This window comes from Xanthobacter pseudotagetidis, from assembly GCF_043194795.2.
Taxonomy (GTDB): domain Bacteria; phylum Pseudomonadota; class Alphaproteobacteria; order Rhizobiales; family Xanthobacteraceae; genus Xanthobacter; species Xanthobacter tagetidis_A.
In genome coordinates this window covers 3539598-3564358 of record NZ_CM195534.1, presented here as the reverse complement: position 1 = coordinate 3564358, position 24761 = coordinate 3539598, and the positions used below count along the sequence as shown (strand labels likewise).

The window sequence follows — 24761 nt, the reverse complement described above, 5'->3', positions numbered from 1 at the left end:
GAGGCGGCTCTTGCATAGTGCGCGGCACGAACTAGATCAACGGGCGAAGACGCAGCGGCATGTCGCGGATCGTCGCTCCGCGGGCGTGACAGGAGGCCGGACGATGGCAACCGTGTTCCGCCAAGGTGCTGCCGCCCCTGGCCAAAGTGCCGGCCAAGCGGCCGCGTTGTATCGCGGCGCGTGATCGGCTAGTGTCCTGACGGGTGTGGCGCGCGTCAGCTTTCCACGCCCCGCCGAGGAGCGTCACCCGAACGGAGCCTTGGCAACAATGGATTTCCTCAAGTCACGGTATACCCCCATGAGCCGCCGCCGCCGAATCTACGAAGGCAAGGCGAAGGTCCTCTATGAAGGCCCCGAGCCCGGCACCTTGATCCAGCATTTCAAGGACGATGCCACGGCCTTCAACGCCAAGAAGCACGAGGTGATCGACGGCAAGGGCGTGCTCAACAACCGGATTTCGGAGTATATCTTCTCCCGGTTGAACGACATCGGCGTGCCGACGCACTTCATCCGCCGCCTGAACATGCGCGAGCAGCTGATCCGCGAGGTGGAGATCATCCCCCTCGAGATCGTGGTGCGCAACGTGGCGGCCGGCTCGCTCGCGACCCGCCTCGGGATCGAGGAGGGCACCCAGCTGCCGCGCTCGATCATCGAGTTCTACTACAAGAACGACGCGCTGAACGATCCGCTGGTCTCCGAAGAGCACATCACCGCCTTCGGCTGGGCCACCACCCAGGAGATCGACGACATCATCGCCCTGGCGATCCGTGTCAACGACTTCCTGTCCGGCCTCTTCCTCGGCGTCGGCATCCGCCTCATCGACTTCAAGATGGAGTGCGGCCGGCTGTGGGAGAACGACATGATGCGGATCGTGGTGGCGGACGAGATCAGCCCCGATTCGTGCCGGCTCTGGGACATCAAGTCCAACGACAAGATGGACAAGGACCGCTTCCGCCGCGACATGGGCGGCCTCGTCGAGGCCTATTCCGAGGTCGCGCGCCGGCTCGGCATCCTGATGGAGAACGACCCCACCCAGGGCAAGGGGCCGGTCCTCGTCAAGTGAGGCAGGCAGAAGGTTGAGCCGTGCGCCGGGAAGGTGTGCGGCCAAGCCCGGCGCCGGGCCGGGAAATTCGAGCGACACGGGGGCCCGCTCGGCCCCCGTTTTGCGTTGCAGCGTTCCTGTTGCAGCATTCCTTGGGCCGTGCCATCCAACCGTCCGCGGCCCGGTGGCAGGCGAAGGCCCAGAGGCCATGGAGGCGAGGTTGTCATGAAGGCGAGGTTGTCATGAAGGCCCGGGTGATCGTCACCTTGAAGTCGGCGGTGCTCGACCCGCAGGGCAAGGCCATCGAGGGCGCGCTGCGCTCGCTCGGCGTTGCCGGCGTGCAGAGCGTGCGCCAGGGCAAGGTGTTCGACGTGGAGCTGGCCGGCAACGACCGCACGAGCGCCGAAGGCGCCCTGAAGGAAGCCTGCGACAAGCTCCTCGCCAACACCGTGATCGAGACCTACAAGGTCGAGTTCGCGGAGTGATGTGATATCCTTGCGTGACGCGGCCGCAGCAGGGCCGCCGAGAGGGCGGGATGGCCGAGATCACCAACGAGCTTCTTTATGAGGTTCTGAAGTCGATGCAGACCCGGCTCGACCAGATGAATCTGAGGCTTGAGGAAGTGCGGCAGGAACTGTCAGCCATGCGCTCCCACGTATCCGGTCTGCATCAGGACGTACACAACATCTACGGCATCCTCGCGCGCCACGACGCGCGTCTCGACCGCATCGAACGCAGGCTCGACCTCGTCGGCACCCACTGAGAGACCATGAAACCAGCCGTCATCCTCTTCCCCGGCTCCAACCGCGAGCAGGACGCCGTGCGGGCGCTGAAGCTCGTCGGCGGCGCCAAGCCCCAGGTGGTCTGGCACGCCGACCACGAACTGCCTTCGGGCACCGACCTCGTGGTGCTGCCCGGCGGCTTCTCCTACGGCGACTATCTGCGCTGCGGCGCCATCGCCGCGCGCGCCAACATCATGGACGCGGTGCGTGCCCACGCCGCCAAGGGCGGGCTGGTGCTCGGCATCTGCAACGGCTTCCAGATCCTGTGCGAGGCCGGGCTCCTGCCGGGCGTGCTGGTGCGCAACGCGCGCCTCCGGTTCGTCTGCCGCGAGGTGCTGCTGCGGGTCGAGCGCGCCGATACCCCTTTCACCAAGGCCTATCGCAAGGGCGATCTCATCCGCATCCCGGTCGCCCATGGCGAGGGCAACTACACCGCCGACGAGGCCACGATCGCCCGGCTGGAGCATGACGGCCGCGTCGCCTTCCGCTACGCCCGCCGCGACGGCCAGATCGACGAGACGGACGGGCCGAACGGCGCCATCAACGGCATTGCCGGCATCTATTCCGAGAAGTTCAACGTGCTCGGCATGATGCCGCACCCGGAGAACTACATCGAGGCCGAGATCGGCCCCACCGACGGCCGCGGCCTGTTCGAGAGCCTCGCCGGCGCCCTGAAGGCGGCGTGATCCCGCGGCTTGAAAATGTGTACACGGATGTGTGCCTGTGGAGTTCGAGTGGGACGAGGCCGGAGGGATTATGGAGAAGATCGCTACATCGCGATCGGCGAAGCGGGCGGAGAGCACTTCGTCGTCGCCTTCACCCGCCGCGGCGAAAAAGTCCGCCTCATCACGGCGTGGAAGGCCGGAGCGCGAGCCCGAGCCGCGGATCAGGCGTGCTTCCCTCGATGAGATCGAGCGGATGGAGCTTGCCGGAGAACTGCTGCCGACCGCCCCCGACGCCCCCGGGTACGAGCTGCCGGAGAGCTTCTGGGAGAACGCCCGCGTGGTCTTCCCCGAGCCGCCCGGCAAGACCTCGGTTCACCTCAGGGTGGACAGCGATGTGCTCGACTGGTTCAAGGCCCAGGGAAAGGGCCACCTCACGCGCATGAATGCCATCCTGCGCGCCTATTATGACGCCCATCGCGCCAAGTGATGCCTCGTGATGCCTCACCGCAGCGACACGGCCGGGAAACCCAAATCGTGAACCTCATTCCCAACACGCCCCGCATCACTCCCGAGCTCGTGGCCGAGCACGGCCTCAAGCCGGAGGAGTACGAGCACTTCGTCAAGCTCATCGGCCGCGAGCCGTCGATCACCGAGCTCGGCATCGTCTCGGCCATGTGGAACGAGCACTGCTCCTACAAGTCGTCCAAGGTCTGGCTGCGCACGCTCCCCACCAAGGGCAAGCGCGTGATCCAGGGGCCTGGCGAGAATGCGGGCGTGGTGGACATCGGCGACGGCCTCGCCGTGGTGTTCAAGATGGAGAGCCACAACCACCCCTCCTTCATCGAGCCCTACCAGGGCGCGGCGACCGGGGTCGGCGGCATCCTGCGCGACGTGTTCACCATGGGCGCGCGGCCGATCGCGGCGCTCGACTTCCTGCGCTTCGGCGACTGCCATCATCCGAAGACCCGGCGCCTGCTGGCGGGCGTGGTGGCCGGCATCGGCGGCTACGGCAACTCGTTCGGCGTGCCCACCGTGGGCGGCTCGGTGGGCTTCCACAAGCGCTACAACGGCAACATCCTCGTCAACGCCATGGCGGTCGGCCTCGCGAAGACCGACGAGATCTTCTACGCGGCGGCGACCGGGGTCGGGCGCGCCATCGTCTATCTGGGCTCGAAGACCGGCCGCGACGGCATCCACGGCGCCACCATGGCGTCCAACGAGTTCGGCGCCGACGCCGAGGAGAAGCGCCCGACCGTCCAGGTGGGCGACCCCTTCGCCGAGAAGCTGCTGCTGGAGGCCTGCCTCGAGATCATGAAGGCGGGCTGCGTGGTGGCGATCCAGGACATGGGCGCCGCCGGCCTCACCTGCTCGGCGGTGGAGATGGGTGCCAAGGGCAATCTCGGCGTCGAGCTCGACCTCGACAAGGTGCCCTGCCGCGAGGCCGGCATGAGCGCCTACGAGATGATGCTGTCGGAGAGCCAGGAGCGCATGCTCATGGTGATCGCCGACGGCAAGGAGGCCGAGGCCGAGGCGATCTTCCGCAAGTGGGGGCTCGACTTCGCCATCATCGGCTACACCACCGACACGCTGCGCTTCGTGGTGAAGCACAAGGGGCTCGTCGAGGCGGACCTGCCCATCAAGGAACTGGGCGACGAGGCGCCGGAATATCGCCGGCCCTACGAGGAGCCCAAGGCCCGCCCGGTGATCGCGCCGGCGGATGTGCGCACCTCCTCGTCGGTGGCCGACGCGCTGGAGCGTCTCATCGCCTCGCCGGACCTGTGCTCCAAGCGCTGGGTGTGGGAGCAGTACGACCACCTCATCCTTGGCAACACCGTGCAGCGCCCGGGCGGCGACGCCGGCGTGGTGCGGGTGGAGGACGGCCCCAAGGCGCTCGCCTTCACCACCGACGTCACCCCGCGCTATTGCGAGGCCGACCCTTTCGAGGGCGGCAAGCAGGCGGTGGCCGAGGCCTGGCGCAACCTCACAGCGGTCGGCGCGCTGCCCATCGCCGTGACCGACAATTTGAACTTCGGCAATCCCGAGAAGCCCGAGATCATGGGCCAGTTCGTGGGCTGCGTGAAGGGCATCGGCGCCGCCTGCGAGGCGCTCGACTTCCCGGTCGTGTCGGGCAATGTCAGCCTCTACAACGAGACCAACGGCCAGGCGATCCTGCCCACGCCCACCATCGGCGGCGTCGGCCTGATCGAGGATCTGCACAAGACCGCGACGCTCGGCTTCAAGGCGGCGGGCGAGCCGATCCTGCTGATCGGCAAGACCCAAGGCTGGCTGGGCGCCAGCAAGTTCCTCTCCTCGATCTGCGAGCGGGAGGAGGGGGCGCCGCCGCCGGTGGACCTGCTCGCCGAGAAGCGCAACGGCGACTTCGTGCGGGCGCTGATCCATGACGGCATCGCCACGGCGGTTCACGACATCGCCGACGGCGGCCTCCTGGTGGCGCTCGCGGAGATGGCCATGGCCGGGCGCCTCGGCGCCTCGCTGGAGGCGCCGCCGGCGGGCATGGACCCGTTCGCCTGGTGGTTCGGCGAGGATCAGGCGCGCTACATCGTCACCGTGCCGAGCGGCCAGACCGCGGAGATCTCGCGCAAGGCGGAGGCGCTCGGCGTGCCGCTGGTGAAGATCGGCAAGACCGGCGGCGACAAGCTTGCAATCCCGGACGACCGGGCCATCATGGTGGAATCCCTGCGCGACCGGCACGAGACCTGGCTTCCCATCTATATGGGCGCCTCCTGAGGCCGGTGATTTCGAGGACAGCCTTATGCCCATGCACCCGCGAGAGATCGAGAAGCTCATCAAGGAGGCGCTGCCCGACGCCACCGTGGTGATCGAGGACCTCGCGGGCGACGGGGACCACTATGCCGCCCGCATCGTCTCGGAGGCGTTCCGCGGCAAGAGCCGGGTGCAGCAGCATCAGATGGTCTATGCCGCGCTGAAAGGGAACATGGGCGGCGTGCTGCACGCGCTCGCGCTGCAGACCAGCGTGCCGGAGACGCTCTGACGCTTCAGCATGCAGATCACGCGACCGGCTGCATTCAATTTGGACGTGACCGCGCACCGGCGCTGATCAACCCTCGGCTGGCCTTTCGTTCACCAGCCGGAGGAAAATTCCATGCGTTCCGCGTGGTTCATCGCGTTGACCCTCACCGCCTCCCTCGCTTCAGGCATCGCCCAAGCCCAGTCGCCCAACGGCGTCGTGACCCTGTCGCCGTCCGGTGCCATCAAGCCGACGGGCACCTGGAATCTCGGCACGAAGGCGGGCGATTTCGTGTTCGTTGCCGGCATGCGCGGCATCGATCCTGCCACCAACCAGCTGGTCGCCGGCGATGAGGCGCGCGTGCGCCAGGCGTTCCTGAACATGAAGACGATCGCCGCGGCGGGCGGGGCGACGCTCCAGGACGCCACGCGCCTCGTGGTCTACGTCACCGACATGTTCCGCTACCGTCCGATCGTGAACAAGGTGCAGGAAGAGCTGTGGGGCAAGCCGCCTTATCCGCCACGCACCATCATCGAGGTGGATCGCCTCAACCAGGACGACATCGTGGAAGTGGAAGGCACCTTCTACGCGCCGGCGAAGAAATAGCGCCGCGTCCCGCCACCGGATGCGCTGCTGATATTTTCGGCAGCGCCTGTCTCCGGGCCATCATCCGGGGCCATCTTGCACTTTCCGTTCGGGCGGCCGATCTTTAAACGGACGGTTGCCGTCCGGCGGCCCCGATTTGCGGAAGCGAGACCATGAGCGCACACGATTTCATCGATCACGAAGTCAAGAGCACCGACGTGGTGCTCTTCATGAAGGGCACGCCGCAGTTCCCGCAGTGCGGCTTCTCCGGTCAGGTGGTGCAGATCCTCGATCACGTGGGCGTGCCCTTCAAGGGCATCAACGTGCTCCAGTCGGACGAACTGCGCCAGGGCATCAAGGAATACGCCAACTGGCCGACCATTCCGCAGCTCTACGTGAAGGGCGAGTTCGTGGGCGGCTGCGACATCGTCCGCGAGATGTTCCAGGCCGGCGAGCTGGTGCCGTTCCTGGAGGAGAAGGGCGTTGCGCTCGGGGACCGCGCCGTTGGCTGAGGCCTCTACCGCGCCGACCCTGGCGCTCAAGGTCGCGATCACCCTCGGCATCCTGGCCGACGCGGCGATCGTGGTGCTGCTGATCGCCATTTCCGGCTTCGTCTTCGGCGGTCCGGAAGGGGCGCGGGGCGAGGCGTCGGCGGTGGCGGGCTGGGGCATCAGCCTTGCGGTGTGCGTGCTCTCGCCGCTGCTCGGGCTCGTCATGTGGCGGCGCGGGCGGCGCGACCTTGCGCTCGCCATGGCCTGGCTGCCGCCCTTGGCGATCCTGGTCGGGGCCGTGGTGGCGCGCTGAGCCGCACATCGGATCCGCCCACCGGACAAGAAAAAGGCCCGCTCCGGCGGGCCTTTTTCGTTTCTCGCGGCGTCCCCGCTCAGGCGTGGCCGAACACCCGCTTGAAGATGGTATCGACGTGCTTCAGGTGGTAGCCGAGATCGAACTTCTCGTTGATGTCGTCTTCCGACAGGTATTTGCGCACGTCGGCGTCGTTGAGCAGGAAGCTGCGGAAGTCGCCTTCGCCGCGCCAGACCTTCATGGCGTTGCGCTGGACCAGGCGATAGCTGTCCTCGCGGCTCGCGCCCCTCTGGGTCAGCGCCAGCAGCACCCGCTGGGAGTGGATGAGGCCGCCCAGTTTGTCCATGTTCTTCTGCATGTTGTCGGCATGGACCACGAGCTTGTCCATCACGCCCGTCAGGCGCGAGAGCGCGAAGTCCAGCGTCACCGTGGCGTCGGGGCCGATCATGCGCTCGACCGAGGAGTGGGAGATGTCGCGCTCGTGCCAGAGCGCCACGTTCTCCAGCGCCGGCGTCACATAGGCGCGCACCATGCGGGCGAGGCCCGTGAGGTTCTCGGTCAGCACCGGGTTGCGCTTGTGCGGCATGGCCGAGGAGCCCTTCTGCTCGGGCGAGAAGTACTCCTCCGCCTCGAGCACTTCCGTGCGCTGGAGATGGCGCACCTCGGTGGCGAGCCGCTCCACCGAGGAGGCGATGACGCCCAGGGTGGCGAAGAACATGGCGTGCCGGTCGCGCGGGATCACCTGGGTGGAAACGGTCTCCACGCTCAAGCCCATCTTGGCGGCGACGTGCTCCTCCACGCGCGGGTCCACATGGGCGAAGGTGCCGACAGCCCCAGAAATGGCGCAGGTGGCGATCTCCTCGCGCGCGGCGACGAGGCGGGCGCGGTTGCGCTGGAACTCGGCCGCGGCGATGGCGAGCTTCACGCCGAAGGTGGTGGGCTCGGCGTGGATGCCGTGCGAGCGGCCGACGGTCGGGGTCAGCTTGTGCTCGAAGGCGCGGCGCTCCAGCACCTCCAGCAGCTTGTCGAGGTCGGCGATCAGGAGATCGGCGGCGCGCTTGAGCTGCACCGAGAGGCAGGTGTCCAGCACGTCGGACGAGGTCATGCCCTGGTGGACGAAGCGCGCCTCGGGGCCGACGAACTCGGCGAGGTGGGTGAGGAAGGCGATGACGTCGTGCTTCACCTCGCGCTCGATGGCGTCGATGCGCTCGATGTCGAATTCGGCCGGGCCGCCCAGTTCCCAGATCTTGGCGGCCGCCTCCTTCGGCACGATGCCGAGCTCGGCCATGGCATCGGCGGCATGGGCCTCGATCTCGAACCAGATGCGGAAGCGCTGCTCGGGGGTCCAGATGGCGGCCATTTCCGGGCGGCTGTAACGGGGGATCATGGGCTCGTCGGTTCCTTCCACGTGCAAGCGGGCGATCTAGCAGATCGCGGCGCCGGTGAGTAGCGGCGCGGCATGTTTCGCCCGTTCGCCGTCACTTTGGCCCGGATTCGCTGCTCCGGCCGGGCGGCGGAGCGCCCGAGCCCGCTTTCGCCGGGCGCCCTATGCGTCTAGTCTGGCGAAGCGCACCTATCGGCATGCAATCCCAGAGGATCCCTTTGCGCTACGTGTCCACCAGGGGCGAGGCCCCCGTTCTGTCCTTCTCCGACGCCCTGCTGGCCGGCCTTGCCCGCGACGGCGGGCTTTATGTGCCCGAGACCTGGCCGACGCTGTCGAAGGACGAGATCGCCGCGCTCGCCGGCAAGCCCTATGCGGAGGTGGCCAAGGCGGTGATCGCGCCGTTCGTGGCGGATTCGATCCCGCGCCGGGCGCTCGACCTCATGATCGAGGACGCCTATGCGGGCTTCCGCCACCCGGCGGTGGCGCCCCTGGTGCAGGTTGGGCCGAACCGGTTCGTGCTGGAGCTGTCCCACGGCCCGACCCTGGCCTTCAAGGACGTGGCGATGCAGCTGCTCGCCCGGCTCATGGACCACGTGCTCGGCGCGCGCGGGGCGCGGGCCACCATCGTCGGCGCCACCTCCGGCGACACCGGTTCGGCGGCCATCGAGGCGTTCCGCCATTCGGACGCGGTGGACGTGTTCATCCTCTACCCGCACAAGCGGGTCAGCGAGGTGCAGCGCCGGCAGATGACCACCGTCGCCTCGCCCAACGTCCACGCCATCGCCGTGGAGGGCACGTTCGACGACTGCCAGGCCATGGTGAAGGCCATGTTCAACCATCACGCCTTCCGCGACCGCCTCGCGCTCGCCGGCGTGAACTCCATCAACTGGGCCCGCATCGTCGCCCAGGTGGTCTACTACTTCTATGCCGCCGCCGCGCTCGGGTCGCCGCACAGGGCGGTGTCGTTCGTGGTGCCCACCGGCAATTTCGGCGACATCCTCGCCGGCTGGGTGGCGAAGAAGATGGGCCTGCCCATCGCCGACCTCTCCATCGCCACCAACGTCAATGACATCCTGGCGCGCACGCTGGAGACCGGGCGCTACGAGGTGAAGGGCGTGAAGCCCTCCTCCTCGCCGTCCATGGACATCCAGGTGTCGTCCAACTTCGAGCGGCTGCTGTTCGAGGCGCTGGACCGCGATGCCGCCACCGTGCGCGAGCTGATGGCCTCGCTCGCCCAGTCCGGCGCCTTTTCGCTGCCGCGCCCGGCACAGGCGGCGATCGCCGCCGACTTCTCCGCCGGCCGCGCCGACGAGCCGGAGACCGCCCAGACCATCGCTCGCATCTTCGCGGAGGCCGGCTATCTCGCCGATCCCCACACCGCGGTCGCCCTCGCGGTGGCCGACAAGGTGGAGCATTCCCGCACGGCGCCGCAGGTGGTGCTCTCGACTGCCCATCCCGCCAAATTCCCAGACGCGGTCGAGGCGGCCACCGGCATCCGGCCCGGCTTGCCGCCGCACATGGCCGACCTGATGACCCGCAAGGAGCACGTGAGCGTGCTGCCCAACGACCTCGCCGCCGTGGAGGCGTTCATCTCCCGCACCGCCCGCATGGGCGCGGGCGCCGCCGCATGAGCGTGAAGGTCTCGACGCTGCCGAACGGCATCACCGTCGTCTCCGACGACATGCCCCATCTCGGCACGGCCTCGCTCGGCATCTGGGTGGGCGCGGGCGCCCGCGACGAGGCCCATGACGAGCACGGCATCTCGCACCTTCTGGAGCACATGGCCTTCAAGGGCACCAAGCGTCGCTCCGCCCGCGGCATCGCCGAGGAGATCGAGCAGGTGGGCGGCGACATCAATGCCGCGACCTCCGTGGAGCAGACCTCCTACAACGTGCGGGTGCTGGGGGAGGACGTGGCGCTCGGCGTCGACATCCTCGCCGACATCCTCACCGAGCCGGCCTTCGCCGCCGACGAGCTGGAGCGGGAGAAGAACGTCATCGTCCAGGAGATCGGCGCGGTGATGGACACGCCCGACGACCTCGTGTTCGACCATTTCCAGGAGCGCGCGTTTCCCGATCAGGCGGTGGGCCGCTCCATCCTCGGCACGCCGGAGACGGTGCGCTCCTTCAACCGCGGGCAGCTCGCCACCTACCTGCTGCGCCACTATCGCGGGCCGCGCATGGTGGTGGCGGCGGCGGGGGCGGTGGATCACGACCGGCTGGTGGAGGAGGCAGGCGCGCGCCTCGCCTCGGTGTCGGGCGAGCGGCCGGCGCTGCAGATGCCGGCCGTCTACGCCGGCGGCATCCATCTCGCCCCGCGCGAGCTGGAGCAGGTGCACCTTCTGATCGGCATCGAGGGCTGCTCGTTCAAGGACGAGGAATACCACGCCATCCAGGTGCTCTCGAACGTACTGGGGGGCGGCATGTCCTCGCGCCTGTTCCAGGACGTGCGCGAGGAGCGCGGCCTCTGCTACGCCATCTACGCCTTCCACTGGAGCTATGCCGACACCGGCCTGTTCGGCGTCTATGCCGGCACCGACGAGGGCGACGTGGGCGAGCTCACGGCGGCGGTGATCGACCAGATCCTGGAGACCGGCGACACCGTGACCGAGGTGGAGGTGGCGCGGGCCAAGGCGCAGATGAAGGTGGGCCTGCTCGCCGCGCTGGAGAGCTCGGGCGCGCGGGCGGATCAGCTCGCCCGGCAGATGCTCGGCTTCGGACGGGTGATTCCGGTGGAGGAGATCGTCGCGAAGGTGGACGCGGTGGACGTCGCCAGAGTCCGGGCGGCGGCCCGCCGCCTGATCCAGGGCGCGCGGCCGACGCTTGCGGCCATCGGCCCGCGCGCGGGCCTTGAACCGGCCGCGCGGATCGTGGAACGTCTGGCGGGATAGCGGCGGGAAACAGGCGGGGGCGGAGCGTTTGGGGAGGCGGTCTCGCAGCGGAGGCCGGGCGAGGACATGGCGGACGGAGTATCGTCCTTGGTTCGAGGTGGCGCCCCGTTGGATGGCCGGGGCGCGGCCGCTGGCCTCGTTGTTCCGGGTCCGGCGCCGGGAACCGGCGTGCCAGGATGCGGATGGTCGGCCGCGGGCCGTGGCGGGCCGTGCGCGCTACGCTGGGAGGTTCTCCCATGTGGCCGCTGACCTCGCTCTTCTCCACCGATCCCCTGCCGGCGGTCGAAGGCGAGGGGGTCTATCTGCGGGTGCCGCAGGGCTCCGACTTCCTCCAGTGGCGCGATCTCAGGGCCTGCAGCCGCGCCTTCCTGACGCCGTGGGAGCCGCTCTGGCCGGCCGATGACCTCACCCGCGCCGCCTTCTCCCGGCGGCTGCGGCGCTATGCGCGCGACATGCTCGCTGACCAGGCCTATCCCATGTTCGTGTTCCGCAGCGCCGACCATGCGCTGCTCGGCGGGCTCACCTTCTCCAACGTGCGGCGCGGCGTGTGCCAGGCGGCGAGCCTCGGCTACTGGATGGGCGAGCCGTTCGCGGGCAAGGGCCATATGCGCGCCGCGCTGGCGGCGCTGCTGCCGGTGGCGCACGAGCGGCTCCAGCTCCGGCGCATCGAGGCCGCCTGCATGCCGGCCAACGCGCCGTCGATCCACCTGCTGGAGCGCTGCGGCTTCGTGCGCGAGGGCTACTCGCGGGAATATCTGTGCATCAACGGCGTGTGGGAGGACCACCTGCTGTTTGCGCGCCTGCGCCGCGACCCCATCGCCTCCGGAACCGTGCGCGAGGCGCCACCGCGCGCCGCCCAGTAGGCGATCCGCCCCTGCGCTGCGCTCCTCCGCTGGGTGAAGGCGTCAGTTGGCGGGCGTGTTGGCGGCCGGGACGGCGCCGGGCGGGCGCGACAGGCTCTCGATGATGTCCCGCACGGCCGCCGCGCCGGCGCGGCTGCGCACCGCCTCGATCAGCGGCTGGGCGGCGCCGGAGCGCTGCAGCAGGCTCTGCGGGTCGGCGATCACCAGCGGGCTGTCCCACGGCCCCTGCACCACGAAGGGCAGGTCGAGGGGCGGCTGATCGGCGGCGTTCTGGCTCGCACTGACGAGGGCGGCGCTGCCTTTGAGGTCGAGGTCGCGGGCGCCGACGGCGGCGGTGCCGGCCAGCGACAGGCGCACCCGCTTGCCTTCGAGGGTCATGGTCTCGATGTCGGCCTTGCCGTCCGCCAGCGTGATCTTGCCGTCGAGCGTCGCGAACGCGGTCCGTCCGCCGCGCGGGTCGCCGCCGCCCGAGAGCGGTCGCCGCTCGATGCGGTGGAGCACCTGCGCCACGTCGAAGCCCACGAGGGCGCCGTCCGTGCCCGAGAGGGCAAAGGCGCCGGAGACACTCTGAGCAATGTCCTGGATGCTCCGGCCGGCGCCCTCCAGGCTCAGGGTTATGTCGCCCGTTCCCTCCAGGCGCCGGAAGCCGGCGATGTCATCCAGCGCCGGTTCCAGCGCGACGTTCGCGCACTCGGCCTCGATGCGCACCACCACCCCGGAGCGGTCGGGCGCCACAGCGGCGGGACGCGGCGCGAGCACGGCTGAGGCGCGGACGCGCCCGCCCCAGACGCGCGCCTGGCCGAGCGCCAAGGCGAGCCGCCCGCCCGAGAGCACGGCGCTGGCGGCGAGCGTGGTGATGCGCGTGCTCTCCGCAGTCGCCGCCGCCGCCGAGAGGCGCAGATCGAGGTCGAACTGCTCCAGCGCCGTGAGGTCGATGGTGCGGCGGTCCCATTCCCGGCCGCCGGCATCGGTGAAGCGCATGCGGCCATAGGGCGTGAGGTCGAGGCTGTCGGCAGCCAGCGTGCCCTGGATCAGCGGGCGTTCGCCGCCGAACTTGACCAGCAGCGCCCCCTCGGAACGGTTGCTGTCGAGATCGAGCACCGCATTGGTGAGGCCGACCTGAGATCGCTCGGTCTTCAGATGTCCGGAGAGGCTGAACGCGCCGAAGCCGCCGCTGGTGGGAGCCTCGATGCCGAGCCAAGCCATGATCTCGCGCAGCGAGTCGGTCTGGAGGCTGAGATTGCCGTCTGCGGATAGGCTGTCGCGCAGCAGCGCGGTCTCGCCGCGAAAGGTGCCGCGCGTCGCGCGCGCGGAGATCGAGGCGCGGGTCACGGTCGGCCGCCCGGCCATGAAGGCCGGCGTGTCCTCCATCAGCATCTTGGTGGAGACGGTCTTCTCGCGCCAGTCGAAGTCGAGGGCGACGGCCATGCCCTTGCCGTCGAGGATGCGGTCGAGGCTCCCGGTGATGTTGCTGACCAGCTCGCGCGTCAGCCCGTCCTCGTCGCGCAGGGCGATGGTGCCGCGCAGCACCCGCAGCTCGGGGAGGTTCTTGTCGCCGAGCAGCGGCGAGAGTGCGATGGCGGGCATCGCGTCGCGGCCCGTGAGGATGAGGGTCGGCCGGTTGAGGATGACGTCGGACACCTCGACCTTGCCGAACAGCAGCGGCCAGAGCTCGAGCTGCGCGTCGACGCTCTCGGCGTCGAGCGACTGTCCTTGCGGCAGGGGGAACTCGGCCTTGCCGAGGCTGAGGCGCGGATAGGGCAGGAGGCGCAGCGCCGGGTCGCCTGACATGCGCACCTTCTGCCCGGTGGTGCCGGTGATGGCCTGGGTCGCGGCCCGGCGCAACTCGTCTGCCGGAATCACCAGCGGCAGCGCCAAGGCGGCGACCAGAATCACGGCGGCCGTCCCGCAGCAGGCGGCAAGCGCAATGAGAAGGGTTCGTCGCGTGGGTACGCCGGGTTTCAGCATCGCCTCATCGATCGGTCAGAACGGGTCGGGCACCGTGCGCGGCGCGGAAGGCCGGGGATCGGCGCGAGCCTCCGGAAGCACAAGCAGGAGGAGGCGGCACGATTCCCCCCCTCTGTGTCCCTTTCATGGCCTCGTCGGCGCGCGGCCGAGGCGTCGCTCAGGCGCGCGCGGGACGCGAGGGAGAAAGGCGCGGCGCGGCACTGGAACGTGCCGCCGCGGCGGAGAGGCGCGCCAGCAGGATCACCGGCCCGAGACCCACCAGCACGATCAGGAGCGCCGCCAGCGCGCCATCCTCGTAGGTCCCGCGCGCCGCTTCCGCATAGATGTGGGTGGCGAGCGTCTCAAGGCCGAGGGGGCGCAGGAGCAGGGTGGCCGGCAGCTCCTTCATGGCATCGACGAACACCAGCAGCGCCGCGGTGAGCAGCGCCGGCTTCAGCAGCGGCAGATGGATGCGGGCGACGGTGGCGCCGCGGGTCGAGCCGAGGCTGCGCGCCGCCATGTCGAGATGCGGCGAGAGCTTGGCGAAGCCGGCCTCGATGCCGCCCACGGGAATGGCGAGGAAGCGGATGGCGAGCGCCAGCACCAGCGCCGCCCCGGAGCCGGAGATCAGCAGCCCGGTGGAAAGGCCGAAGCTCTGGCGCATGGCGGCGTCCACCATGTTGTCGAAGCCGGCGAGGGGGCTCAGCAGGCCGATGCCCAGGACCGTGCCCGGCACCGCATAGCCGAGGCTCGCCAGCCGCGCGATGCTGCCCGAGAGCGCCGAGGGCACGAGCCGGTGCGCCAGCGCCACCACCAGCCCGGCGCCGAGCGTGAGCACGGTCGCAGCGACGGCGATGACAGCCGTGGTCGCGGCCTCGCCGGGCAGGGTGGCGGAGGGGCCCGCCTCGGCCACGCGCCGGAATGCGGAGACCGCAAGGTGCGCCACCGGCACCAGGAAGCCCAGCGCCACCGGCACGGCGCAGGCGGCGATGGCGCCGGCGGCGGCAAGGCCCGCGAGCCGCGCCGGCGGCGCCGGCCGCGCGGTGCCGCTAGCGACGAAGCGCCGGGTCGAGCGCGCCGCCCGTTCGGCGAGGATCAGCGTCAGGACCAAAGCGAGCATGACGAGCGCGATCTGCGCCGCGCCCGGCAGGTTCGAGCGGTTGACCCAGGTGGCGTAGATGGAGACCGTGAGCGTGCGCACGCCCAGGAACTCCGAGGCACCGATATCCCCGAGAGCCTCCAGCAGCACCAAAGTGAGTCCCGCCACCACGGCGGGGCGGGCGAGCGGCAGGCCGACCTTGAAGAAGGCCTTGGTCCGGCTGGCGCCGAGCGTGCGCGCCACCTCCAGCGCCGCCGCCGACTGCACCAGGAAGCTCGCCCGCGCCGACAGGTAGACGTACGGGTAGAGCACGCACGAGAGCACGAACACGCAGCCGCCGATGGAGCGCACGTCCGGCAGCCGGAAGTCGCGCGGGGAGGCGATGCCGAGCAGGGCTCTGAGCGTTTCCTGCACCGGGCCGAGGGGATGCAGCACGTCGAGATAGGAATAGGCGACGATGTAGCCCGGCACCGCGAGCGGCATCAGCAGCGCCCACTCGAACAGGCCGCGGCCGGGAAAGTCGCAATTGGCCACCAGCCACGCGCAGGGGATGGCGAACAGGCATGAGAGGATGCCGACACCCGCGAGCAGCAGGAAGGTCTGCGTCAGCGCGCTGGGCAGGACGTTGGCGATCAGGTGCGGCCACAGGTCGCCCGAGCCCTCGGCGGCGATGGCCGCGAGGGCGATCAGCGGCAGCAGCACGGCGAGGGCGACGGCTCCGGCACCCCACACCCACAACGACGACGCCTCCCGCCCGATCAGGGGCAGGAGGCGTCCTTTGCGGCGCTGCGCGGTCGCTGCGGCGTGGGCCAAGAACCGGCCCCGCCTCAGTCGTTGAAGCCGACCTTGTCGATCAGCTCGCTGGCGCGCTTGCGGGCCTTGGCGATGGCGACGAGGGAGATCGGGTCCACCTTCAGCGGGCCGAGGCCGGCGATGATCGGGTCGGTCTCGGCGCCGGTGATCACCGGATACTCGTAGTTCATCTTGGCATAGACCGACTGCATGGCCGGCGAGACCGCGAATTCCAGGAACTTGACGGCGGCGTCCTTGTGGGGCGCGTTCTTGGCCACCGCGGCGCCGGAGACGTTCACATGGGTGCCGCCGCCCTCGAAGGTGGGCAGCAGGACGCCGATGCCGTCGCCCCACTTCTGCTGCTCGGCGCCGCCCTTTCCGGCGCGCATCAGGCCCACATAATAGGAGTTGCCCAGCGCCAGGTCGCAGATGCCGCCGAGGATGTCGCGCGCGCCCTCGCGGTCGCCGCCGGCGGGCTTCCTGGCGAGATTGGCCTTCAGGCCGCGCAGCCACTCTTCCGTCTTCGCCTCGCCGTGATGGACGATATAGGCGGCGGTGAGCGCCACGTTGTAGGGATGCTGGCCCGAGCGGATGCAGATCTTGCCCTTCCACTTGGGGTCGGCGAGGCCCTCATAGGTGATGGCGTCGATCTTCACCTGGTCCTTGGCAGTGTAGACGAGGCGGGCGCGCAGCGAGAGCGTGAACCAGTTGCCGTCCGGGTCGCGCAGGTTGGCGGGAATGGCGGCCTTCAGCACGGCGCTGTCCACCGGCTGGGTGACGCCTGCATCCACCACGTCGAGCAGGTTGCCCACGTCCACGGTCATGAGGATATCGGCCGGAGAGCTCGCGCCCTCGGCCTTCACGCGCTCGGCGAGGCCGTCCTTGATGAAGACGCTCTTCACCTCGATGCCGGTGGCCTTGGTGAAGGCCTCGAACAGCGGCGCGGCAAGGCCAGGCTCGCGGGTGGTGTAGACGTTGACCACCTGCTGGGCAGAGGCCGGAAGCGCGGCGCCTGCGACCAGCGCAGTTGCGAGGAGCGCGGCGCGCGCGGGAAACAGAAGGGCCATGGCGTCCTCTCCGCAATGCTGCGGCCCGATCAGCGTCGAGCGCAGTCGTCAGCCATGCCCCGTTAACCTTGGCGCTTACCAAAGGTCAATGATCAAGGGCGCGAAAGCCGAAGATTGGAAATAGTCCAAGAAATACTTTGGAGACGATCCAAATTAGTATGATTCCATTCTGGTATCGCGGCACGTCGCGGCCGCTATGCCCCGGCCCGGAAGGGCTGGCGAAACCGTCAGGGGCGAGGCGGGTGCGGGGCGGGGAGAGACGCACGCCGGAAGCAAGGCGCGCCACGTCATCGAACCGCCGGCGCACGAAAAAGGCCCGGCTGGTGAGGCCGGGCCTGGGTCACGCCTTGCGTGAAGACGCGCAGATCAGTCCTCGTCGAGCTCGCCGATATGGTGCTGGGCGTAGAGCTGGAGGCCGAGCTTGGAGACGAGATCAAGCTGAGTCTCCAGGAAGTCGATATGGCCTTCCTCGTCCGCCATCAGCTCCTCGAAGAGGTCGCGGCTGGGATAGTCCTTGACCGAGGCGCAATAGGTGGCGGCCTCCTGGTAGAGGGCGCGGGCGTCCACCTCGGCGGCGAGATCCGCCTCGAGGATCTCCTTCACGTCCTGGCCGATGCGCAGCGGGTCGAGGACCTGCATGTTCGGGAAGCCGTCGAGGAACAGGATGCGGTCGGTGAACTTGTCCGCGTGCACCATCTCCTCGATGGACTCGGCACGCCACTTCTTGGCCAGCGCCTTGTAACCCCAATTGTCCAGCATGCGGTAATGCAGCCAGTACTGATTGATGGCGGTGAGCTCCGAACGCAATCCCCGGTTGAGATATTCAATGACCTTCGGATCACCCTTCATGGCTCACTCCTGACGCCGACGCCGCGGCTTGTGTTTTCTCGAATTAATTTTAGATAAATTCTAATCTGATCGCAACACCGGAGATATTGCCAGATCGTCGCGCTACTCGGCGGCGACCAGTCCGGTGAGGGCAGCGACGGGGCATTCCTCGGCGCAGGAGGCGCAGGAATGCGCCTGTACCTGATCGAGGATCGCCCGGATGGTGCGGGCGCAGCGCCCGCATTGGGGGGAGCAGCCGAGGCAGCGATAAATCTCGCCGGGAGTACGGACGCTGCCGGCATTGGCGCAGGCGTCACGCACCTGATGGTCCGAAAAGACGTTGCATGAACACACGATCATGGTTTGATCCAGATCAGCTTGCTTAGAGCAATTCCAAAAAGGCCTCACTACTTGAGGCAATTTCGCAGAACGGGCGGCTTCGCGTCAACTCCGTAGAAATGCGACATGGTGGTCGCGCAGGCCTTTGAAAAGAACGAGCGGTTCTACTTTTAAGCAATTCCATTGTGGCGGCAGACAGCATGTTTCCTTCGGCAGCCCCCAATGAGGCCGAAGATGAAGCAGCCCGTCGAAAACACAAAACCGGCGGGCGCCCGCCGCGGCCGCGAGGGCGCAGCCTCGATTCTCATGGCGAACCGGGGCGCACCTGGGTCGCGTGCTATGCCGAAGAGGTGGCCCGAGGTGCGCGCGGCAGGCGCAGGCATGCGACCCTGCCGTGGTCGAGGCCGCGCCGCAGCGAAAGCGCGCCGCCCAGCGCTTCGGCCTCGTGCGCCAGCCGGACGAAGCGCAGGGGGCCCGTGTCCCGGCCGTGCCGCCCGGCGTCGTCGCCGATCGGTGCCAGCGGATCCAGCGCCCGGGCGGCCGCCACCTCGTCCACCGGCGCCCCGCCATCGGCGATCTCGATCACCAGCGCGCCGGAGTCGTCCGGCACGGGCAGGATGGCGGCGGCGATGGCTGTGTCGTCCGGGCTTGCGGCCAGCGCGTCCTCCATAAGCAAGCGCAGCAGCCGCGCGAGGCGCGGCGCATCCGCCACCACCGGCGCGGTGGCCGGCAGGTCGAAGCGCAAGCGCACACCGCGCCGACGGGCGGCGGGCTCCAGGAAGGCAATCACCTCGCGCGCCAGTTCCGCGAGGTCGCACATCAGAGGTGCGGGCGCCTCCGGCTCGGCAAGGCCGCAGAGGTCGTCGAGTTCGCCGCGCAGGGTGGTGAGCGCGTCCCGGGTGCGCGCGTCGAGGCCCACCGCGGGCGCCTCGCGTGCCGCCCCTTCCGCCGGCAGCAGCGTCTCCAGGGCGGGAGAGAGGCGCTCGCGCATCAGCCGGGCCACGGCGGCGATCCGCGCCGGTCCGAGTTCGGGAGGCGCCGACACAAGGATTGGGGGAGGAGGCGCCGGCGCGGTGTCGCCTTCTCTTGGCGCGTCGGCATCCGATGGGGGCGCGGCGGGCCGAGGCGCCAGAACCACGCAGACGAGGCGGTCCTCGTGTCCGCCGCGCGCCACCGCAGCCCGCACTGGTGCAGGCTCGGTTCCGCCCGCGTGCATCGTCAGGTCGACGGGTGAGGTCGCTCCTGGAATGGCGCGCTCCGTGGCCAGCGCCGCGCGCAGCGCCTCCGCCGCAGCTTCCCGGTCATCGCTCGCGACCAGCGGCAGAAAGGGTGTTCCGACGATTTCCCGCTCGGTGCGCTCCAGCATTTCCAATGCGGCGCGGTTGGCGAACAGCACGAGGCCGTCCTCTTCCAGCAGCAGCACGGGCCAGGGGACGAGGTCGAGCGCCTCGCGCCGCGCGCGGCTCAGGGCCTCCGCCCGCGCCTCCGCGGCGGGCGCGCCGTCCTCGATCCGGCGCGCCACATAGACCAGCGCATTGCGCCCGCCGTAGGGGGCGGCCATGAGGCGCACCTCTACCGGCAGGCGTTCGTTCGCGGCGGTGACGAGGTGCAGCACGCCGTCGCTCCCGCGCTCGATGGCGGCGGCAAGTCCGCCGGCGGCCTGGAACGCGGGGAGATCGGCATGGCCGCTCCACTTCAGGAAGGTGCGGTTGGCGTGGATCGCCATGCCGTCCTGCTCCACCAGCAACCCGACCGGAAGGCGATCGAGCAGGGCATCGGCGGCGGCGAGGGTATCGGGCGGCACCGGCCCATGCGCGTGCTCGGGCGCCTCCGTCGACAGGAAGGGCGCGTCCCCGACCAGTGCGGGAACGCGCTCATCGCCCTTTGGCCAGTCCTCCACGGCGGCGGCGAGGGTGCGGGCAATCTCGCGGAACGCCGAATGCTCGGCGGGCGAGAGGGCGCCGGCTCCGCGCAGCGGCACCACCTTGGCCTTCGCAGGCTCCGGCGCTGGTGGCGAAGGTGGCGGCAGATGGAGACGCGGGCGGCGGCGGGCAAGGCCGAAGCCGCGCATCTCGCCGCGCCGCAGGCCGGCACCGAGCACCGGCGCGGCACCGATCTCCAGCTCCAGGGGCGGGCTGCCAGCGATGGTGACGCGCGCGCCGGCAAAGCTCGCCCCACGTTCGAGCGCCGTAGCCGCCGCGGCGGTGTCGCGGGCAAGATCCTGGGCCTCGAGCTCGGAGAGCGTAGCGCCGACGAGGCGTCCCGCCATCGGGCCGAGCGCTTCGGCCAGCGCGTCCGACACGGCGAGGATGCGTCCTTCGGCGTCCGACTGGAAGGTGAAGCGCAGCGGCGGCGGGTCGGCGCTGACAGGGGGCAGCTCCGGCCCAGGAGCGGGCGGGGGAGGCGTTGCCGCGTCGAGCGCGGTGGCAAGGACACCGCCGTCGGCGCGAACCAGGCGGAAGGTCAGGGCGTGATATCCTGCCGGCGCACGCAGGCGCACCAGCGGCAGGATGGACGCCGGGCGCACGTGCGCCCGGAGCAGTCGGGCGAGCGAGATCGGCGCGACCCGTCCGGGAGCGAAGCCCAGCCGTACCGCGGCGTCGTTCGCGTCCAGGACACGCGCGCCGTCGGCATCCGCGAGGAAGGCGGCCGGCGACGGCGCGGCCAGCGCATCCAGGCGCATCCCGGACAGGTAAAGGGGACGTGGCTTCGTCTCCGTCATCGTCAGTCGTCCGCCAATACCTTTGGATTTCCCGCCAGGTGCCCGGTTCGCTTGGTCGGCTATTGTGGCGGGTAATGATTAACGCCGCCGCAATCGGGCGAAATTGACCTCTTTCATATTGCCGAAGAGCGGGCCGGGCATACTAAGATTGCTTGGGCGCGTGGCCGCCGGCCGCAGGCCCCAACCCGAGGAGTGACGCCCATGACGAAGATCGGTCCGGACTTGGAGTTGCCCGCGGAGATGCGTGCCATCGCGGAGAAGAACGTGGCCCAGGCGCGCCAGGCCTTCGAGACCCTGTTCAACAGCGCGCGCGACGCGGTGGGCGACGGGGAGGGGCGGCTGGAGGAGATGCGCACCTCCATGAAGGATCTGCGCCAGAAGACCATCGGCCTGATGGAGGCGAACGTCGCCGCGAGCTTTGACTTCCTGCACAAGCTGGTGGCCGCCAAGAGCCCGCAGGAGATGATGAGCCTGCAGGCGGAGTTCCTGTCCAGCCAGATGCAGGCGGTGGCGGAGCAGGCCAAGAGCCTCGGCGCCGAGGCCAAGGCGCTGGGCGAGAGCACGGTGCGCACCCTCGACGAGCACGCCCGCGCTCTGGCCGAGCGGGTGAAGACGCTGAGCGCCACCGCGGCCCAGAACGCGCAGGCTGCGGCCCAGGACTTCAAGTCCATGGGCGAAACCGCGATGCGTGACGCCAAGAGCGCAGCGGAGCAGGCCGTCGACCCCAACCGTCATCCATAGGGCGGTTTCAAGATACCTAAAATGTTGTGCGGCGCAAAAATGATTTTGCGCCGCACGTGCCCGTCGTTTATAAATTTTCCGGGGTCAGGGCCAGCGCCCGGAGCCGTGTCGCGTAGAGCCTTTCGCTTGCCGGACGGTCGACTGCGCCACCCGTTCCGCACGCGCCCCCGTCCTCCCAAAGCCGCCCCCGAGCGACCCGAGGATGCTATGAACGACACCTTTATCAAGGCTTATCAGGACCAGTTGGAAGCGGCCAAAAAGGCCTTCTCTGCCAATGGGGTGCCCGCCTTCGAGGTGCCCCCGGCCATGCGCGAAGTCGCGGAGAAGGGTCTCGCCGCCTGCCGCGAGAACTACGACAAGCTGAAGGCTTCGGCCGAGCAGGTGAACGCGGCCATCGAGGACAGCTGCACGACCGCCAGCAAGGGCCTGTCCACGTTCAACGTGAAGATGCTCGAGGCGCTGCAGGCGAACATGAATTCCTCGTTTGACTATTTCAACGCCCTCCTGTCCTCCAAGACCCTGGCCGAGGCCGTGGAATTGTCGACCAGCCACGCGCGCAAGCAGTTCGAGACCGTTTCCACCCAGGCCAAGGATCTCTCGGCGCTGGCCCAGAAGGTTGCGGCCGACACCTCCGAGCCGTTGAAGAACACGGTCGAGAAGGCTGCCCGCCCCGCAGCCTGATTTCGGCCGATCGTCGCGCAGGCCTGCCCGCGCGCGCATACTCGTCGCGACAATCCGGCTCGTCGCGACAATCCGGCCGCCCGCGCTTCGTTGCGCTGGCGGATTTGTTTCAGCCCGGCGCTCTCGGGACGGCCACGCCGCCTGGATCGGCCCCCCGGTATCGGGCGTCGCCGCCTCCTTGACCGGTGCGCGCCCTTGACGGGCCCTGCGCTCCTGGCGCAGGTTCCCGGCAGCCCGCGCGGCGGGCTGATCGGGCTGCGCGCGGCCCGCGACGGGATGGCAACGAAGGTCGGAACAAAGGTCCGCGCCACGCCCCCCGATGCGGGACGTGGTCCAACCGTTCCTTCTTTCAGGCCGGCCGTGCGCCGGCGATCAAGACATGCGCGCCATCGGTTCCGTCTCGCCCCTCCTTCTTGTCGGTCCCGCCTGGGTGGGCGACATGGTCATGGCCGCAAGCCTCATCGAGGTGCTTCGTCTGCGCGAGCCCGGCCGTCCGGTGGACGTGATCGCCCCCGCCGCCGCTCTGCCCATCGCCCGCATGATCCGCGGCGTCCGTCGCGCCATTCCCCTCGGCCTCGGCCATGGCGAGCTCGGGCTTCTTGCCCGCTGGCGCGCCGGACGGGCGCTGAAGGAGGAGGGCTATTCCAAGGCCATCGTCCTGCCGCGCGCCTTCAAGGCCGCCATCGTGCCGTTCGCCGCCGGCATTCCCGAGCGGGTGGGATACCAGGGCGAGCTGCGCTCGCCGCTGCTCACCGATGCGCGGCCCGACCGTGACCGCAAGAGCGCGCGCACCATCGACCGCTTCGTCGCCCTCGGCCTGCCGGAGAACACGCCCCCCGCGCCGTCGCCGCGCCCGCGCCTGTTCGTGCCCGACGGCATGGTGGACCTCGTCGCCGGCAAATTCCCGCTGCCCGGAGAGGGGCCGGTGCTGGCATTGTGTCCGGGCGCCGAGTACGGCCCCTCCAAGCGCTGGCCGGCGGAGAAGTTCGCCGCGCTCGCCGCCCGCGCGGTGGCCGTGGGCTGGCGCGTCAGGATCGTCGGCTCGCCCAAGGAGGCCGCGGCAGGCGCCGTGATCGCCGCCGCCGCCCCGGGCATCGACGACCTGACGGGCCGCACCAACCTGATGGAGGCGGCGGCCGTGCTCGCGGGCGCCAACGTGGTGGTGACCAACGATTCCGGCCTCATGCACGTGGCGAGCGCCCTCGACCGGCGGGTGGTGGCGGTGTTCGGCTCCTCTTCCGAGAAGATGACGCCGCCCACGGCGCCGGATGCCTGTGTGATCTCGCGGCCCCTGGCCTGCCGGCCGTGCATGAAGCGCGAGTGCCCGCTCGGCACGCTCGCCTGCCTCGAGGGCATCGACGCAGGCGAGGTGTTCGAGGCGGCCGAGCGCATCGCCCGATGAGGGTGCTGGTCGTCAAGCTCTCCTCGCTGGGAGACGTGGTCCATACCTTTCCCGCCTTGACCGACGCCATGCGCGCGGTGCCGGGCCTGGAGGTGGACTGGGCGGTGGAGGAGGCGTTCGCCCCCATCGCGCGGCTGCATCCGGCGGTGCGCGAGATCATAACCGTACCCTTGCGAAGGCTGAAGAAGCGCCCGCTGGCCGCGCTCGCGGGCGGGGAGGCCGCCGCCACCCGGCGCGCACTCGCCGGCCGGCGCTACGACGTGGTGATCGACGCCCAGGGCCTGGTGAAGAGCGCGCTCGTCGCCATGCTCACCCAGGGCCGGCGCCACGGCTTCGACCGCGAGAGCGCCCGCGAGGGGCTCGCCGCCGTCGCCTATCACGGCCGCCACCGGGTGCCGGAGGTGGAGCACATGGCGGAGCGCATCCGCAAGCTCTTCGCCGCCGCGCTCGGCTATTCGCTGGAGGGGCGCCCGCTCGACACCGGCCTGCGGCCGCTGCCCCTGCCGGAGGGCGATGCGCCCCATCTCGTGTTCCTGCACGGCACCACTTGGCCGACCAAGACCTGGACCGTCTCCGGCTGGCGGGCGCTGGCGGGGGAGGCGGAGAAGGCGGGCATGCACGCGCTGGTCTTCACCCAGGGCGCGGCCGAGGAGGCGCGGGCGCGCGCCATCGCCAAGGGCCGGCCGGCGGTGGAGCCGCTGCCGCCCCAGCCGCTGGAGACTCTCATTCCGCTGATCGCCTCGGCGGCCGGCGTGGTCAGCGTCGACACCGGGCTGGGGCATCTCGCCGCCGCATTCGGCGTGCCGACGGTGGGGCTCTACGGGCCGACCGACCCGCGCCTCACCGGCCTCGTGGGCGCGCGGGTGCGCGAGCTGAAGTCGACCCGAGACTGCGCTCCCTGCGAGAAGAGCCGCTGCCGCATCGCCCCCGAGACCGTCGAGGGGCCGCCCTGCCTCGCCGACTTCGAGGCCGGGAGCGTCTGGCGCACCCTGCGGGAGCTGTCGGCGCCGTCGTGAGAGGCCGTCCGCTGCCGCTTATGGACAAGCGGGGAGGCGGCGTGGCACACCGCGTCCATTCTGGGCGCGTTCATTGTGAGGGTCCTGAGCCACATGACGGTTTCGCGCGGCCTTGGCCGCGAT

25 protein-coding genes are annotated in these 24761 nt (G+C 69.7%); 18 read left to right on the top strand and 7 right to left on the bottom strand.

Features of this window, described 5'->3' with window-relative positions; genetic code table 11:
• Positions 1-268 precede the first annotated feature (268 nt).
• From purC to V5F67_RS16245, 11 genes are all read left to right on the top strand, one after another.
• Entirely contained in the window at positions 269-1063 is a 795-nt protein-coding gene (purC, locus tag V5F67_RS16295; RefSeq protein WP_394016756.1) for a phosphoribosylaminoimidazolesuccinocarboxamide synthase, read from the top strand.
• 221 nt (positions 1064-1284) lie between these two features.
• Positions 1285-1527, top strand: a complete 243-nt coding sequence (gene purS / locus V5F67_RS16290) for a phosphoribosylformylglycinamidine synthase subunit PurS (protein WP_394016757.1) — start codon at positions 1285-1287, stop codon at positions 1525-1527.
• A 50-nt stretch (positions 1528-1577) separates the two neighbouring features.
• Complete coding sequence (locus V5F67_RS16285; protein ID WP_394016758.1) at positions 1578-1805, top strand: hypothetical protein; 228 nt, start codon at positions 1578-1580, stop codon at positions 1803-1805.
• Positions 1806-1811: 6 nt separating this feature from the next.
• Entirely contained in the window at positions 1812-2510 is a 699-nt protein-coding gene (gene purQ, locus V5F67_RS16280) for a phosphoribosylformylglycinamidine synthase subunit PurQ (RefSeq protein ID WP_394016759.1), read from the top strand.
• Positions 2511-2525: 15 nt separating this feature from the next.
• Entirely contained in the window at positions 2526-2732 is a 207-nt protein-coding gene (locus V5F67_RS16275) for a BrnT family toxin (protein WP_509210664.1), read from the top strand.
• A 10-nt stretch (positions 2733-2742) separates the two neighbouring features.
• A complete protein-coding gene (locus V5F67_RS16270; RefSeq protein WP_394016760.1) occupies positions 2743-2976 on the top strand; it encodes a BrnA antitoxin family protein in 234 nt (77 codons plus the stop codon).
• Positions 2976-5237 (top strand): phosphoribosylformylglycinamidine synthase subunit PurL, encoded by a 2262-nt coding sequence (purL, locus tag V5F67_RS16265; protein ID WP_394016761.1) that lies wholly within the window; start codon positions 2976-2978, stop codon positions 5235-5237. The genes V5F67_RS16270 and purL overlap by 1 nt, the downstream gene beginning before the upstream one ends.
• A gap of 25 nt (positions 5238-5262) precedes the next feature.
• On the top strand, positions 5263-5502 hold the full coding sequence (locus V5F67_RS16260; RefSeq protein ID WP_394016762.1) for a BolA family protein: 240 nt from the start codon (positions 5263-5265) through the stop codon (positions 5500-5502).
• Positions 5503-5613: 111 nt separating this feature from the next.
• Complete coding sequence (locus V5F67_RS16255) at positions 5614-6084, top strand: RidA family protein (RefSeq protein WP_394016763.1); 471 nt, start codon at positions 5614-5616, stop codon at positions 6082-6084.
• 152 nt (positions 6085-6236) lie between these two features.
• The gene (grxD, locus tag V5F67_RS16250) at positions 6237-6575 is read left to right on the top strand and encodes a Grx4 family monothiol glutaredoxin (RefSeq protein WP_394016764.1); all 339 of its coding nucleotides are present in this window, start codon (positions 6237-6239) and stop codon (positions 6573-6575) included.
• A complete protein-coding gene (locus tag V5F67_RS16245) occupies positions 6568-6867 on the top strand; it encodes a hypothetical protein (protein ID WP_394016765.1) in 300 nt (99 codons plus the stop codon). Before grxD ends, V5F67_RS16245 begins: the two co-directional genes overlap by 8 nt.
• 79 nt (positions 6868-6946) lie before the next feature.
• Here V5F67_RS16245 and purB read toward each other — a convergent pair whose 3' ends face one another.
• Positions 6947-8254, bottom strand: a complete 1308-nt coding sequence (gene purB / locus V5F67_RS16240; RefSeq protein WP_394016766.1) for an adenylosuccinate lyase — start codon at positions 8252-8254, stop codon at positions 6947-6949.
• Between the two features lie 194 nt (positions 8255-8448).
• Here purB and thrC point away from each other — a divergent pair, with 194 nt between their 5' ends.
• The 3 genes from thrC (at position 8449) to V5F67_RS16225 (ending at position 12004) form a co-directional block, all read left to right on the top strand.
• A complete protein-coding gene (thrC, locus tag V5F67_RS16235) occupies positions 8449-9882 on the top strand; it encodes a threonine synthase (protein WP_394016767.1) in 1434 nt (477 codons plus the stop codon).
• Complete coding sequence (locus V5F67_RS16230; protein WP_394016768.1) at positions 9879-11141, top strand: M16 family metallopeptidase; 1263 nt, start codon at positions 9879-9881, stop codon at positions 11139-11141. The genes thrC and V5F67_RS16230 overlap by 4 nt, the downstream gene beginning before the upstream one ends.
• 236 nt (positions 11142-11377) lie before the next feature.
• Positions 11378-12004, top strand: a complete 627-nt coding sequence (locus V5F67_RS16225; RefSeq protein WP_394016769.1) for a GNAT family N-acetyltransferase — start codon at positions 11378-11380, stop codon at positions 12002-12004.
• Between the two features lie 42 nt (positions 12005-12046).
• Here the strand turns inward: V5F67_RS16225 and V5F67_RS16220 are convergent, their stop codons facing one another.
• The 6 genes from V5F67_RS16220 to V5F67_RS16195 all read right to left on the bottom strand — a co-directional run bounded on the left by V5F67_RS16220 (position 12047) and on the right by V5F67_RS16195 (position 20798).
• Entirely contained in the window at positions 12047-13900 is a 1854-nt protein-coding gene (locus V5F67_RS16220; protein WP_394016770.1) for an AsmA family protein, read from the bottom strand.
• Between the two features lie 229 nt (positions 13901-14129).
• On the bottom strand, positions 14130-15782 hold the full coding sequence (locus V5F67_RS16215; RefSeq protein ID WP_445328507.1) for an ABC transporter permease: 1653 nt from the start codon (positions 15780-15782) through the stop codon (positions 14130-14132).
• A 95-nt stretch (positions 15783-15877) separates the two neighbouring features.
• On the bottom strand, positions 15878-16909 hold the full coding sequence (locus V5F67_RS16210; RefSeq protein WP_394016772.1) for a Fe(3+) ABC transporter substrate-binding protein: 1032 nt from the start codon (positions 16907-16909) through the stop codon (positions 15878-15880).
• Between the two features lie 366 nt (positions 16910-17275).
• Entirely contained in the window at positions 17276-17758 is a 483-nt protein-coding gene (gene bfr, locus V5F67_RS16205; protein WP_394016773.1) for a bacterioferritin, read from the bottom strand.
• 102 nt (positions 17759-17860) lie between these two features.
• The gene (locus tag V5F67_RS16200; RefSeq protein WP_394016774.1) at positions 17861-18097 is read right to left on the bottom strand and encodes a (2Fe-2S)-binding protein; all 237 of its coding nucleotides are present in this window, start codon (positions 18095-18097) and stop codon (positions 17861-17863) included.
• Between the two features lie 316 nt (positions 18098-18413).
• Positions 18414-20798: a PAS domain-containing protein gene (locus V5F67_RS16195; RefSeq protein WP_394016775.1), complete on the bottom strand. Its 2385-nt coding sequence runs from the start codon at positions 20796-20798 to the stop codon at positions 18414-18416.
• 201 nt (positions 20799-20999) lie between these two features.
• Between V5F67_RS16195 and V5F67_RS16190 the strand changes: the two genes are divergently transcribed.
• The 4 genes from V5F67_RS16190 to waaC all read left to right on the top strand — a co-directional run bounded on the left by V5F67_RS16190 (position 21000) and on the right by waaC (position 24638).
• A complete protein-coding gene (locus V5F67_RS16190; RefSeq protein WP_394016776.1) occupies positions 21000-21539 on the top strand; it encodes a phasin family protein in 540 nt (179 codons plus the stop codon).
• A gap of 207 nt (positions 21540-21746) precedes the next feature.
• Positions 21747-22220 (top strand): phasin, encoded by a 474-nt coding sequence (locus V5F67_RS16185; RefSeq protein WP_394016777.1) that lies wholly within the window; start codon positions 21747-21749, stop codon positions 22218-22220.
• Between the two features lie 379 nt (positions 22221-22599).
• Positions 22600-23622 carry a lipopolysaccharide heptosyltransferase II gene (gene waaF, locus V5F67_RS16180; protein ID WP_394016778.1) on the top strand — a complete coding sequence of 341 codons (1023 nt, stop codon included), beginning with the start codon at positions 22600-22602 and terminating at the stop codon, positions 23620-23622.
• A complete protein-coding gene (gene waaC, locus V5F67_RS16175) occupies positions 23619-24638 on the top strand; it encodes a lipopolysaccharide heptosyltransferase I (protein WP_394016779.1) in 1020 nt (339 codons plus the stop codon). Before waaF ends, waaC begins: the two co-directional genes overlap by 4 nt.
• The last annotated feature ends 123 nt before the right edge of the window (positions 24639-24761 follow it).